Genomic DNA, 12905 nt, shown 5'->3' with positions numbered 1-12905 from the left:
TTATTTAATAATCTGCAACCGTGGGCTTAGTGCATTTTCACGTCGGCAACGCCGCCGTAATCGTTAATGTACGTTAAGCCAACCACCCGCGAGCCTTTTGGAAAAGAAATCGTTTCGCTGCCAAAGGGAGCGATCATCGGGGCCGTTATTTTTTGTTCTTTTCCCTGCGGGGTTTTAATAATTAACTGGCTCAGGCTAATATGCAGAGGCCCCGGATTGCTGACGACCAGTGCCTCACTGCTTTTCGTCAGCGTTAACTGACCTATCTGCTCGTCCAGTTTTGCCTTCATCCCAACCGGGCGATAAAAAAGCTTAAGGCGCGTTCGAATCGCCAGCTGCATCACATTAGGCTCGCTGGCCCGGGGCGGTATTTCCTGAACGTTAATCCAGTAAACGCTTTCTCTGTCGGTCGGTAATCCTTTACCGGAATAGATAAAACGTAACACGGCGGATTGATCGGGTTTCACCTTCATAATAGGCGGCGTCACCACCATCTCTTTTCCGGGCTTGTCTGAATCTTCGTCCAGCCAGGTCTGGATAATATAATTTTTTTGCGACGCGTTATGCAGCGTTAACGAGGCCGATTTATTCTCACCGGAATAAATCACCCGTGAACTTTCAATCTGAATAGCTGAAATAGCCGATGCGGAGTACAGCGCGAATAGCGCAATAATAAGTGACTTCATCATACCACCTTAAAAGCAGGCCCGAAGGCCTGCTCCTGTTATTGTTGAACAATGGTGAAGGTGGCCGTTGCGTTTGCTTCCCCGGTGGTGACCGCATCTTTGTTATAGGCGTAATAGTTCGCTTTCAGGAAGAACGTCCCGCTGCCCGAGGTGTCGCCTTCAGCAATAGTGATGCTGGCATCGGATTTATCAAGGGTTTTGGATAAGGTAATGTTCTGGTCGGAGATATCTTTAATCTGAATCCCCACCCCTTTTGCCGTGGTGCTGGCGGTCGCGTTATCCAGGTCCAGCACGTTCGGCTGACCGGACGGGCTGACGCCGTCAAGAACCAGATAATAGGTGCCCGGCTGACAGCCCGTCAGGTTAATGGCAAAGCCCACCTCCGGACCATTAGCATCTTGTTTTAAGGTTTCCATCGGAATAGTTCCCATCGGAACCGTAATTTCGGCAGTGCTTTCCCCGGAGAGCTTGCAGGATGATGAGCCAATTTGCCCTACAAATTTTAACTTACCGTCTGCCGCATGGGCAAAAGAGGTAAAAAGCCCCAGGGCAACCATCGCCGCGCAAAGAGATTTCAATTTCATATACAGCTCCTTCTGTTTATACAACATATTATGAATAACAGTGCATCGTTTCTGCCTGAATACTACACCCGCATAAAACGCTTCATTTCCCGGCGAACGTTATGTAACCTTTATATCCGTTGTCAGGTAATGATAAAGCCCGGTAAGACTCTCAACCTGGAGTTTGGAATAAATGTTACGCCGGTGAATACTGACCATTTTCTCACTAATATCGACCTGACGGGAGATCTCTTTATTACCTTTCCCTGTAATAAAAAATGGCATCAGGTCTAATTCCCGGTGGGTGAGATTTGAATTTTTCTTAATCATCGCCCAGGTTTTATTGGTCACGGATTTTGAAATAATCTGGCCAGCCTTATCTTTGACCATAAAAGTGCTGAGTTTATCAAATGATTCGCTGTTATCAATTAAGATATCAGCAACCGAGTCCAGCAAAATATTTTCAGTCACTTCCACAATTCGCGCATTAGTCGTAATAATAAGTATATTGTCAAAAACATTCTGGCGCTTCATCTTTAACAGTAACAACAGTAAACTGTGGTCAGCAATATAATAGTCAATGATTATCGTGACCGGTGATCTCATTACCATCGTGCTCAGCGTTACGCTGGCTTTTTCAAATGCTAAAAACTTCAGTTCCTGCTTATCTCTCTGGCAATTTTGTATGATTTCACTCAATCCAATTCTGAACCAGACATTATCAGACACACAAATAATCATCATCCGTAACCTTATACTGATCCATGTATAACATTCCGGGAATAGAGCTTGTGAAGTGATTTAACCCTGAGCGAACGCTAAAAAATCATCCAACGACTGCGCTTATTCCATGAGACATTATTCAGATCAAAATGAATGAGATGCAAATAAGAATATGGGCAACAAGTGTAAGAGCAATCCGAAAAAGGATAATACAAAAAATGCTTTTCTTAGAAAAAAAGTATTAATAATTAATTAGTTAGATAATGTTAATTTTGGTATTACTTTTCGAATACAATCCAAAAACATGGCCCGGGTATGATCCTGCGCAAGTTAACGTGAAGTTCCTGATCTGCATTTTCAGCTTCACCGCTTAAATAACGTCCAGAATCATACCCCGCCATTCTGTTATAAAGAGGCTTTCAGGCGTCGAACGGCCTCTTTCAGCTCTTCATCCGTTGGCGTGACAAACGACATGCGCAGCGTCGCTGGGTCCGGCTCATTGCAGTAGAAAAATTCGCCCGGCACAAATACCACGCCGTTACTTAACGTTTTTTCCAGCCAGCGGGTGGTGTTCATGCCGTTGTTCATTTTCGCCCACAGGAACATGCCGCCCTTCGGCTTGTGGAACGACATCACGTCGCCCAGCTCGGCTTCCAGTTCCGTGGCGAACGTCTGGTATTTCTGACGATAGGCTTCGCGGATCGTTTTAATCTGATCGGCCAGACGGCCGGTCTTCAGGTACTCATACGTCATCAGCTGCGACAGCGTGCTGGTGTGCAGATCGGTGGTTTGCTTCAGGTTCACCACCGCGCGCTTCAACCATTCCGGCACCACCACCCAGCCTACGCGCGTGCCCGGCGCGAGAATTTTAGAGAAGGTGGAGGTATACACCACGTTCTCTTCATTGCCGATATCTTTGGCATGGGCAATTAACGGGCGGAAGACTTCATCGGTATAGTTAATTTCGCTGTACGGATCGTCTTCGATGATTACGAAGTCATAGCGCTTCGAGAGCTCCACCAGCTGTTTACGACGCGCCTCAGAAAGCGTCACGCCGCCAGGGTTACCAAAGGTTGGAACGATATAGACCGCTTTGATGGCTTTCTTTGCCACCAGGGCCTCAAGTTCGTCCACCTTCATGCCGTCGCCGTCGGTGCCAACGGATTCAAAATTCGCCTGCGCCAGGCCGAATACCTGCAGGGCGGCGAGATAGGTTGGACGCTCGACGACAACAATATCGCCCGGGTTAATTAACGCGCGCGCCAGCACGTCGAGGGACTGCTGTGAACCGGAGGTTACGACCACGTCATCGGCCTTACAGCGAATGCCTCGCCCCTCGCAAATGCGCTGAATCTCTTCCCGCAGTCCCGGTACGCCTTCGGTCAGGCCATACTGAAACGCCTCGCCAAAATGCTGAGATAATACGGCATCAGCGGCAATTTTCAGCCCTTCGCGATCGAACAGGTCAGGGTTTGGAATACCGCCCCCCAGCGAGATCACGCCCGCCATTTTGCTATGTTTTAATAATTCACGGATGGCAGATGATTGCAGGCCCTGCGCGCTGCTGGCGAGTTTACTCACGGACATTCTTTGCTTACCTTCTGTTTTTATAGTGTGCTCAATCTTAGCAGAATATGGGCGATAAATTCCGTCAGCTTAGGCAGCGGCCGCAAATCCTGGCGCCACAGTAGATGCACCGGCCTCGGCGCGGGCGTGAACGGTTCCATTACCCGCACCAGTCTGTCGCTTGCCAGCTCTTCCGCCACCAGCACTTCCGGTTGCAGCAATAGCCCCGCCCCGGCTCGCGCCGCCATGCGTAAGCCGTAGCCGTCGTTGCACCGTAATACGGCATCCCGTTTCCAGCGCACCTCCCCTTCCACGCCCGGCAGCCGCCACTCGTTGCGTGCCGTCCACACCGTGTGCGAAAGACAGAGATGATCCACCAGATCGTCTGGCGTTTGCGGCGTGCCGTGTCGCGCTAAATAGTCCGGCGCGGCGCAGATCACCATGTTGTAGGGGCACAGGTATTTCGCCACCAGATCGTCGTTGCGAACGTCGCCAATGCGAATGGCCAGATCGACGCCCTCCTCCACCAGATCGACCATTCGGTTGGTGAGATCCAGCTCGATGCGTACCTCCGGGTAGCGCTGTAAAAAGGTTGCCGTCAGCGGGGCGATCACGCAGCCGCCAAACGACGTGGGCGCCGTGACGCGCAGGGTGCCAGACGGCGCGGCGCGCAGCCGTTCAACCGCGCTTTCGGCAATCACGACCTGCTCCAGCACCCGCTTCGCCTCGTCGAAGTAGACGCGTCCGGCATCCGTCAGGCTCTGGCGGCGCGTGTTACGCTCCAGCAGGCGGGTGCCAAGCTGGGACTCCAGCAGCGCAACGTACTTCCCCACCATTACCGCCGACATCTCCAGCCGCGCCGCCGCACCGGTGAAGCTGCCGCTTTCCACCACGGCAATAAACGTCTCCATGCTGCGGAGCTTATCCATATTCCAAACCTCTGGTTAGCAATCTTCTAACTTTAGCCCAGTTTATCCGCATTTTAATTTATTAAAGAATGAAGGCTCACAACAGAAGGAGTCAGCTATGAAAATCGTCATTATTGGTGCCAGCGGTACGGTCGGTCGTGCGGTAACGGAAGAGCTGAGTCGTCGCCACGAGGTCATCCGCGTCGGTCGCACCCAGGGCGACGAGCAGGTGGATATCACCTCGCAGTCAAGCGTTCAGGCGCTGTTCGAGAAAATCGGCCAGGTGGATGCGATTGTGTCCGCCAGCGGTGGCCTCTATTTCGGCCCGCTCGCGACCATGAAAGACAGCGACTTTAACCAGGGACTGCAGGATAAGCTGCTGGGGCAGGTGCGCCTGGCGCTGACCGGCCAGCACTACCTGAATGAAGGCGGCTCGATTACGTTGATAAGCGGGATCGTGGCACACGAGCCGATTGCGCAGGGCGTGAACGCCACCACGGTGAATGCCGCGCTGGAAGGGTTTGTTCGCGCCGCAGCCTGCGAACTGCCGCGCGGGATCCGCATCAACCTGATCAGCCCGACGGTGCTCACCGAATCGGTCGACACGTACGATGGCTTCTTCCCGGGCTTCGAAAGCGTGCCTGCCGCCACGGTGGCGCAAGCCTATCGTCGCAGCGTGGAAGGCGTACAGACCGGACGCGTATACAAGGTCGGCTACTGATCCTTGCGGGCGGCGATCAGCACCAGCATCGGGCGCTCCGCCTCCTCGGCCAGCGCGGGCCAGGCGTCAATCTGCGCCTGCGTTGGTCCCCACTCGTTGACGTTGCTTATCGTTAATCCGGCCTTGATCAGCGCGTTAAGCGTGGTGCCCAGCGTGCGGTGGTATTTGATCACCCCGTCTGCCAGCCAGTTGCTGACACGCTGGCCTTCGTCCTGATAATGATTCACGCCCCAGAACCGCTCGCCGTTATCGTCGGTCAGCCAGCCCTGACGCGAGGCGCAGGTGTAAATCGGGTGTTCCATCGAAAAGACCAGGCTGCCGCCGGGCTTAAGCGCGCGCTGAGCCTCGGCAAATACCGTGTCCAGTTCCGGCAGATAGTGCAGCGCCAGCGAGCTGTAGACCAGATCGACGCTGTTTTCGTCTAGGCTGAGAGAGTCCAGATCGCTACGCTGATAGTGAATCAGTGGGTCCGCGGTAAGCTCCGCTGCGCGGGCGAGCATCTTTTCTGAGATATCGATCCCCGTGACGTGAGCAGCACCCAACTCGCTCGCGGCGCGGCAGAACCAGCCGTAGCCGCAGCCGAGATCGACAACCGATTTGCCGGTTAAATCGGGCAGCAGGCTTTTCAGCGCGGGCCACTCCGGCGCGCCGTCCAGCCCCTGCACCGAACGCGGAAGCTGGGCGTAGCCTTCAAAAAACGCCGGGTTGTCGTAGATGTTTTGTGCCATGGCAGATCCCTCTTTAAGAATGTGACTCCCAGTATAAAACATTGCCGGGTGGCGCTGCGCTTACCCGGCCTACGATTTGAGGGTTTCAGTAGGCCGGGTAAGCGCAGCGCCACCCGGCACCCCATTAGCCCACCGTACCCCAGACCAGATTTCCTTTATGGAACGTTGCGGTACGCGGGGAAATGCGCGCCACGGCTTCGGCGGAACAGGAGGCGTCCACCAGCACAAAGCTGGCGTCATCCTGCGCTTTCGGCCACACGCGCTCCCCTTTGTCGTTCAGCGGCAGCACGTCGCCGGTCGCAATTCCCAGCGCGCGGGAGAGCGTCTGCTCGTTCGGGCGGATGTAGAGCTGGGCGTAAAGATTGGCTTTCTCCAGCATGTCCCCCAGACCGTACGGCGACCAGTGGTCGATCACGCTGTCGGTGCCGGTCATCACAAACACGCCCTTGTCCCGCAGCTGCTTCAGCGGCATATGCAGGGTGCCAATCGGCACGGTCGAAGCGATGGTCACCTGCTGCGCCGCCATGCGGGTGGCGATCTCATCCACCTGCTGTTCGTTGAGCGTCGCCAGCGCGAAGGCGTGGCTGATGGTGAGTTTCCCCTTCAGAGCCGGCGTTTTCTCCACGGTTTCGACCATGTAGTTCACCGCCGCCACGCCCGCAGGGCTGGTTTCGTGCAGGTGAATGTCCACCCCTTTGTCGTAGTCCAGCGCAATCTGAAACATCAGATCGAGAGATTTCTCCATCGCGCCGTCGACGTTGGTTGGATCCAGCCCGCCCACGTAGTGCGCCCCGGCCTGCATCGCCTCGCGCATCAGCTTTTCAGAATTCGACAGCAGCAGCCCGTGCTGCGGGAAGGCGACGATTTCGCAGTCAAAACCAGGTTTGCGGCGCGCCAGGACCGCCTGCAAATTTTCCAGGTTTTTCAGACCGGAAACCGGCTCAATATTGCAGTGGCTGCGGGCGATGGTGGAGCCTTTCGACTGGATCAGGTCGATCAGCTTTTCCGCACGCTCCTGGGTGTAGGGCTGCAGCTCAGGCAACAGCTTTTGTTCCAGGCGGATCATATCCTGAATCGTGGTGCCCGCCGGGCGGTTGAGCGATCGCCACGGGCCGCCGTAGAAGGTTTTATCCAGGTGGATGTGCATGTCGCGCATTGCCGGGAGCATCAGCTTGTTGCCCGCATCGTAGTGCGGCAGCGTGGCGTCGGCGTGGCGCTTGTTGTCGCGCAGGGCGACGATCTTCCCGTCCTTGATCTCCAGCGTTTTCAGCTCGGTACGGGTGCTCGTCGCCACGCCGCCGTCGAAGTTAAACCCGGCTTCGAGCAGCACGTTGTCCAGATAGTAATGTTTCGCGGTGATATTCATAGGCTTACCGGTCTCGCAGAGTGGCTTTGCGGAGTCAGCAGCATACGCGACGGATCCGGTTGCGCCAAACAGCGCGCAGGCGGTCACCATTTTGCCGCTCTGGCTGATAAATTCACGGCGGCTTTTGTTTTCACTCATCTTATCTTCCTTCATTCACAATATGGGTACCGGTTTCCCCGCGCAGCGCGGCGGGCAGACAGTCTGGCGAGGTGATGATCACCCGCCTGCCGCCGTGGTGTAAAAATTCCAGCGAGGCGACGATTTTGGGCAGCATGCTGCCCGCCGGGAAGTGACCTTCTTCCCTGTAGCGCGTCATCTCCGCTACGTTGACGGTGTCCAGCGCCTGCTGGTTTGGCTTGCCGAAGTTGACGCACACCTTCTCCACGCCGGTGGTAATCACCAGCACGTCGGCGCGGATCTCGCGCGCCAGCAGCGCGGTGGAGAGATCTTTATCAATCACCGCGTCAACGCTCTGGTAGTCGCCCTGCGCCGAACGCACCACGGGAATACCGCCGCCGCCCGCGCCGATCACCACAAAGCCTTTTTGCGTCAGGGTCTTGATCGCATCGGCCTCGACAATGCGCAACGGCTGCGGCGAGGCCACCACGCGACGATATCCCCGGCCCGAATCCTCAACAAAGTGCCAGTCCGGGTGCGCGCGCTGCAGTTCGTCGCGCTGCGCCTCGCTGAAGAACGCGCCGATCGGTTTCGTCGGGTGCGTAAAACCGGGATCGTTTTTATCCACTTCCACCTGCGTGACGACCGTAACCGCTTTTTGCTCCCCGCGCGCGGCCAGGCGGTTGTTCAGCGCCTGCTGGATCAGGTAGCCAATGCCGCCCTGGGTGTCCGCCACGCAGTTTGCCAGCGGCGTGAGGGGAAGCCCCTCCCGCTCGTGGGCAATTTCAGCCCGGCGCAGATCCAGCCCCACCTGAGGGCCGTTGCCGTGGGTAAGCACGATGTCATAATCGGAGGCCAGCATTTCGAGCACGGACTCTGCCACCGCTTTAACCGCCTGCGCCTGATGTTCAACCGACTGGCTGGCGTTGTCTTTGATAATGCTGTTGCCGCCAATGGCGACGACCATAAGCTCTTTCATACGTGCTCCTTCGCAACAGTACCCGGCTCAGCGCTCGCCGCTTCACGACTATCCAGCACATGCTTCACCACAAACATGCCGCCCATCATCAGATACGCGGTGACGAACATCAGCGAACGGCCTTCGGCAAAGCCCACGACCGGAGCGTGGATCACCCCGAACAGCGCCAGCAGCGCCCCGCCCGCCGCAGCCACGGCACCGCGCAGCGGTTTGTTGATGATGGCGAAAATGGCGATACAGCCCCACAGCATGCTGGCGAGCGGTGCCCCGTTCCCCAGATGGACTAATCCTTCGTAGTAGATCCCTTTGCTATGCAGCACGTCGGTACCGATGTTGGCGGCATTCGTACCCGCCGCGCCCATCACGCTGTTCATCATGGTCAGCGCCCAGTTGGCGATCCACGGGAACAGGCAGATGAAGATCACGGGCACTTCCACCTTCGGCGTTTCCCTTACCACCTGATTGGCGGTGACCACGCCGATAAACACCAGAATCGGCACGATGGCGGTCATCGGAATGATGGCGAGCATAAACGCCCCCAGCCCGAACAGCGGCACGATGAACATGGTCACGCCGGAGGCCAGCGTGTAGCCGATGCTCGCACCCATCGCTTTCCAGCCGGGATGGCCGACGTAGACCGTCACCGGGAACGGGTTCCCCATCAGACAGCCGAGCATGGAGGCCAGACCGTTCGCCAGCATGACTTTACGCGTCGGGTATTCATCCCCCGCCGCGTGGGCGCTTTCGATGTTCTCCAGGTCAAAGATGTAGTTCGCCAGACCCAGCGGTACGGCAGAGGCAAGATACGGTAGCGCGTGCGGCAGCCCCTGCAGGAAACCTTCCACGTGCACCTGCGGCGGGTTAAAGCCGAAGGATGACATGGAAGCTTTAATCGCCTCCGGGCTCTGCAGGCCGGAGATCCACGCCAGGGCCGTGCCGGCAATCAGCAGCAGCAATCCGGTTGGGATGCGGGCAAAGATCGGCTTTTTACCGAACCAGTTGATGAAAATCAGCAGCAGCACGATAAACGACACGGTCGGCGCCTCGAACGCCTGCAGCATCGGGTTCATCGCCAGGAGCAGCAGACCCAAACCGGACAGGCACGACAGCAGCACGGTGCGCGGGATCATCTTGCGGATGGTTTCCCCTAAAAACGAGCCGCCCGCCAGGATCATCGCCTCCACGAAGCACTACACCAGGCCAATCTGGATGGCGAACTCCGCATCACCGGTCTGCTGATAGACCGGCATCAACACCAGGAAGGTCACGGTAAAAATCGACGGCGCGCTGGGGCCGGACGGCAGCGCGGTGACGTCCGTGCGCCCGGTCTGGCGCGCCATCTGCATGCCAAACCAGGCGTAGCAAATACTCGCGGTCAGCACCGCCAGCCCGAAGGCTGGCGCAATGCGTCCATAAACAATCTCCTTCGGGATGCCGACGACAAAAATGAGCAACCCCATCATGGTCAGCAAATTGGTCAGGTTGTTGGTCATCAACCCGAAATACGCCGCCCAGTCACCTCTTTTCCACTCCAGTTTCATGTTTTTCATGGATGCATGCCTTATAAAAAGTAGCGATCGCGGAAGGTCAACAGCGCCTTTTCAAAACAGCTAAACGGCGGATGAACGATGCCCGCCCCAATCATGCCGATGCCCGCGTCTTTGTGGGCAATGGCGGTGTTAATCACCGGCAGAATGCCGCTGCCGGCGACTCTGGTGATGTCGATGGCGGTCGGGATCCCCATAAACGAGAGCAACGGAATGGTGACGTTCGGGTTTTCGCCGAGGGTGATTTCGCGCATCTGACGGGAGAAGTCGATAGCTTCCTCCACCGTCCCGCCCACCAGGGCGACGATCGCCGGGGCCGTCGCCATCGCAAAGCCGCCGATGCCGTAGGTTTCGGTGATCGCGCTGTCGCCGATATCCAGCCCGGAATCTTCCGGCCGGTAGCCCGCAAACATCGGGCCAATCACCTGCTGCGCCGGGCCGGTGAACCATTGCCCCGGCAGGCCGGAAACGCGCAGGCCGAACTCGTAGCCGTTGCGTGCCATGGTGGTAACCACGGTGCTGTATTCAATGCCGTGGGCGGCGTCCAGCGCGGCTTTACACATCGCCATCCACGTCGGGCCGGAGAAGTAGTCGCTGCTGGCGACAAACTCAAACACCTCGCGCTGCTGCTCAACCGGATAGCCCGCCTGGATCAGCCCCGGGGTCAGCGCCTGAATCAGCAGCGTGGTGCCCGCATTGTTGCGGTTGTGGCACTCATCCCCCATGTGCAGCGCCTGGGCCAGCATCAGGCGCAGGTCGATTTCGCCGATAATCTTCATCGCGTCGCGCAGCATCGGGCCGAGCACATCCCGCATCCAGTTCAGGCGGTCGATGACGCTCTGGTCGTTGGCGCCCATGCGCAGGATCTTCGCCATCTGCTCGCTGAGGTTGGTGAAGGCGCGGTTGCCGTAGGTTTTGTTCTCAACAATGTGCATAAACATCGACGCAGAGGTGACGCCCGCCATGGAGCCCACGCAGTCATGCTCGTGGCATGGCGAGAAGGTGATCTCCCCTGAGGCGGCAAGCCGTGCCGCGTCGTCCAGATCTTTCGCCAGCCCTTCAAACACCAGCGCACCGGTGACCGCGCCTTTCATCGCGCCGCACATGTTTTCCCAGGAGACAGGCGGACCAGCGTGCAGAATGGTGGTGCGGGTCATCCCCGGCACGACGTTAATCGCCTGGTCATAGCCCACCAGCACCGGATGGGACTGGATAATGCGCTCAAGCGCGATTTGGTTGGCGGCGGCGATCTTCTCCGCCAGCGGTTTTTCCGCCAGCTGATCCAGCGCTTCAACCACCTGCATATTGCCCTGCCCCGGCGGCGTCCAGTCGAGTTGGGTCACGGGAACGTGCTGCTTTTTAAGATCGTCGCTGAACATCGCGATACCCACGTTAATGACGTTCAGCGGCTGGTTAAATAAGGTGGTCATTATGCGTTCTCCCCTTTGCAGACAAATTCGCGTGCCAGTAATCCGGTATTGGTGCTGCTGCTGGCCCAGATGACGCCTGCGTCGGTCAGCATCTGGCACTGCTGCGCCAGCGACTGCGGATCCTGATCGGTGCCGAGCACGTACCCGAGGATCTCAAGCGGACGGTTATCGGCCTTCGCGATGGCCTGCGCCTCTTTGATCGCGTCGATCATCACCCCCACCGGATCCTCGTGCGCGCCGAAGCCCAGCACAAAGTCCATCACGATAACGCCCACTTCCGGATCGCGCGCCTCCTGCAGCAGGCGGCTGATGCGGTTGGTCGGGTCGATCATCGGATGCGGCTTGCCGTTGGTGAAATCGTCGTCGCCAAAGTCGAGGAAGGTGTGGGCTTTACTGACGCTGACGTCCGGCAGGCGTTTAGCGGGATCCGGCTGGATATTGCTGTACACGTCGTCGAACTTCTCCAGCGCGGCAAACATCGCTTCGTCGCACAGGGTGCCGCCGCAGAACAGGCCGCGAATGTACTTCTGCTGCGGGGTCAGGCGGGCGCGCACCTCTTCAATCAATGGCCAGTTGAGCGGGTGCAGATCAAGGGACTCTTTTTTGATGCCAGTGAGCAGAACGGCCTTCAGCGCCGCCTCTTTGGTGCCGCGCGCAAACTGCAGTCCGTCCTCATCGGCGGGCGGTTCATTGCGCCCGAGGAAGCAAACAACCACCGGCTTGCGGCAGGCTCTGGCGCGGGCCAGCACCTTTTCTGCCACGGCAGGAGCCGCTGGTTTGGAGATCAGCGCGATAACCTGGGTGCCCTCGTCGGCTTCCAGCATGTCGATGGCGTCGAGCATCATCAGGCCGCCAATTTTCTCGCTGAGATCGCGCCCGCCGGTGCCAATCAGCTGCGACACGCCGCCGCCGAATTCATGGATGCGCACGCTCAGCTCCTGGCTGCCGGTGCCGGATGCGCCGACGATGCCAATCGATCCACGGCGCACCGCGTTAGCAAAGCACAGTCCCGCGCCGTTGATGATGGCGGTGCCGCAGTCCGGCCCCATCATCAGCAGTCCTTTCTGGTGCGCCAGCTGCTTCAGCGCCAGCTCGTCGTCGAGCGAGACATTATCGGAGAAGAGCATCACGTTGAGATCGTTTTCCAGCGCCTGACGCGCCTCGCGGGCGGCGAAGGTGCCATTGACGGAGATCACCGCGAGGTTGCTCTCCGGGCGATGGGTTTTGGCGCTGGCAATCGTCGCGTAGCGCGCTTCATGAGAGCCGGTGCTCTCTTTACGCGTGAACAGCGCTTCAATAGCCGCCAGCGTTTCATCATTCGCCGCGTCGCCTTTAATGACGATCATCAGGTCGCCGTTTTTCGCCTCATTTAATTCCGGCGTTAACAGCCCGAGGTTTTTTAATACGCCCTTATTCATTTCCGTTGCCATGGCGACAAAGGCCTTTTCAACGCCCGGCAATTTATTGGCTTTAGTGGAAACGGACATTAATGACACGGAGTCAAAATAGGTGTTCTTTTTAATCACGATTTTCGTTGGCATTATTTGCACCTGTTCGCGGATAAAAGGGGG

General features: G+C 57.4%; 11 protein-coding genes and 1 pseudogene. 1 reads left to right on the top strand and 11 read right to left on the bottom strand.

Features of this window, described 5'->3' with window-relative positions; genetic code table 11:
- Positions 1–26 precede the first annotated feature (26 nt).
- The 5 genes from LJA86_RS17510 to LJA86_RS17490 form a co-directional block, all read right to left on the bottom strand.
- The gene (locus tag LJA86_RS17510; protein WP_229226496.1) at positions 27–689 is read right to left on the bottom strand and encodes a molecular chaperone; all 663 of its coding nucleotides are present in this window, start codon (positions 687–689) and stop codon (positions 27–29) included.
- Positions 690–724: 35 nt separating this feature from the next.
- Positions 725–1270, bottom strand: coding sequence for a fimbrial protein (locus tag LJA86_RS17505; protein WP_045909280.1), 546 nt, complete (start codon positions 1268–1270; stop codon positions 725–727).
- 99 nt (positions 1271–1369) lie between these two features.
- Positions 1370–1978 (bottom strand): LuxR C-terminal-related transcriptional regulator, encoded by a 609-nt coding sequence (locus LJA86_RS22220; RefSeq protein WP_175481435.1) that lies wholly within the window; start codon positions 1976–1978, stop codon positions 1370–1372.
- 399 nt (positions 1979–2377) lie between these two features.
- Positions 2378–3559: a PLP-dependent aminotransferase family protein gene (locus tag LJA86_RS17495; RefSeq protein ID WP_048029265.1), complete on the bottom strand. Its 1182-nt coding sequence runs from the start codon at positions 3557–3559 to the stop codon at positions 2378–2380.
- A 20-nt stretch (positions 3560–3579) separates the two neighbouring features.
- Complete coding sequence (locus LJA86_RS17490) at positions 3580–4467, bottom strand: LysR family transcriptional regulator (RefSeq protein ID WP_229226495.1); 888 nt, start codon at positions 4465–4467, stop codon at positions 3580–3582.
- Between the two features lie 97 nt (positions 4468–4564).
- On the opposite strand from LJA86_RS17490, the gene LJA86_RS17485 reads away from it, so the two are divergent.
- Positions 4565–5167 (top strand): short chain dehydrogenase, encoded by a 603-nt coding sequence (locus LJA86_RS17485; RefSeq protein WP_069720367.1) that lies wholly within the window; start codon positions 4565–4567, stop codon positions 5165–5167.
- On the opposite strand, the gene LJA86_RS17480 is transcribed toward LJA86_RS17485, so the two are convergent.
- From LJA86_RS17480 to fdrA, 6 genes and pseudogenes are all read right to left on the bottom strand, one after another.
- Positions 5161–5895 carry a class I SAM-dependent methyltransferase gene (locus LJA86_RS17480; protein ID WP_229226494.1) on the bottom strand — a complete coding sequence of 245 codons (735 nt, stop codon included), beginning with the start codon at positions 5893–5895 and terminating at the stop codon, positions 5161–5163. The genes LJA86_RS17485 and LJA86_RS17480 overlap by 7 nt on opposite strands.
- A 124-nt stretch (positions 5896–6019) precedes the next feature.
- On the bottom strand, positions 6020–7399 hold the full coding sequence (locus LJA86_RS17475; protein ID WP_063622326.1) for an amidohydrolase family protein: 1380 nt from the start codon (positions 7397–7399) through the stop codon (positions 6020–6022).
- 1 nt (position 7400) lies between these two features.
- On the bottom strand, positions 7401–8357 hold the full coding sequence (locus tag LJA86_RS17470) for a carbamate kinase family protein (RefSeq protein ID WP_229226493.1): 957 nt from the start codon (positions 8355–8357) through the stop codon (positions 7401–7403).
- A pseudogene (locus LJA86_RS17465) lies at positions 8354–9907 on the bottom strand (xanthine permease). The gene LJA86_RS17470 and the pseudogene LJA86_RS17465 overlap by 4 nt, the downstream one beginning before the upstream one ends.
- 11 nt (positions 9908–9918) lie before the next feature.
- Positions 9919–11334, bottom strand: a complete 1416-nt coding sequence (locus LJA86_RS17460; protein ID WP_229226492.1) for a DUF1116 domain-containing protein — start codon at positions 11332–11334, stop codon at positions 9919–9921.
- On the bottom strand, positions 11334–12875 hold the full coding sequence (gene fdrA / locus LJA86_RS17455) for an acyl-CoA synthetase FdrA (RefSeq protein ID WP_229226491.1): 1542 nt from the start codon (positions 12873–12875) through the stop codon (positions 11334–11336). Before fdrA ends, LJA86_RS17460 begins: the two co-directional genes overlap by 1 nt.
- Between the last annotated feature and the right edge of the window lie 30 nt (positions 12876–12905).

The sequence above is a fragment of the Enterobacter sp. TCD1-1 genome, assembly GCF_020567405.1.
Taxonomy (GTDB): Bacteria; Pseudomonadota; Gammaproteobacteria; order Enterobacterales; family Enterobacteriaceae; genus Enterobacter; species Enterobacter quasiroggenkampii.
The sequence above is the reverse complement of the archived record's forward strand: the minus strand, read 5'-3'. Positions and strand labels throughout refer to the sequence as shown.

Bases quoted from the DNA above. Each gene is read 5' to 3' on its own strand.
- LJA86_RS17480 (WP_229226494.1), bottom strand. From the start codon at position 5,895: ATGGCACAAAACATCTACGACAACCCGGCGTTTTTTGAAGGCTACGCC.
- LJA86_RS17470 (WP_229226493.1), bottom strand. From the start codon at position 8,357: ATGAAAGAGCTTATGGTCGTCGCCATTGGCGGCAACAGCATTATCAAA.
- LJA86_RS17485 (WP_069720367.1), top strand. From the start codon at position 4,565: ATGAAAATCGTCATTATTGGTGCCAGCGGTACGGTCGGTCGTGCGGTA.
- LJA86_RS17495 (WP_048029265.1), bottom strand. From the start codon at position 3,559: ATGTCCGTGAGTAAACTCGCCAGCAGCGCGCAGGGCCTGCAATCATCT.
- LJA86_RS17510 (WP_229226496.1), bottom strand. From the start codon at position 689: ATGATGAAGTCACTTATTATTGCGCTATTCGCGCTGTACTCCGCATCG.
- fdrA (WP_229226491.1), bottom strand. From the start codon at position 12,875: ATGCCAACGAAAATCGTGATTAAAAAGAACACCTATTTTGACTCCGTG.
- LJA86_RS17460 (WP_229226492.1), bottom strand. From the start codon at position 11,334: ATGACCACCTTATTTAACCAGCCGCTGAACGTCATTAACGTGGGTATC.
- LJA86_RS17475 (WP_063622326.1), bottom strand. From the start codon at position 7,399: ATGAGTGAAAACAAAAGCCGCCGTGAATTTATCAGCCAGAGCGGCAAA.
- LJA86_RS17490 (WP_229226495.1), bottom strand. From the start codon at position 4,467: ATGGATAAGCTCCGCAGCATGGAGACGTTTATTGCCGTGGTGGAAAGC.
- LJA86_RS17505 (WP_045909280.1), bottom strand. From the start codon at position 1,270: ATGAAATTGAAATCTCTTTGCGCGGCGATGGTTGCCCTGGGGCTTTTT.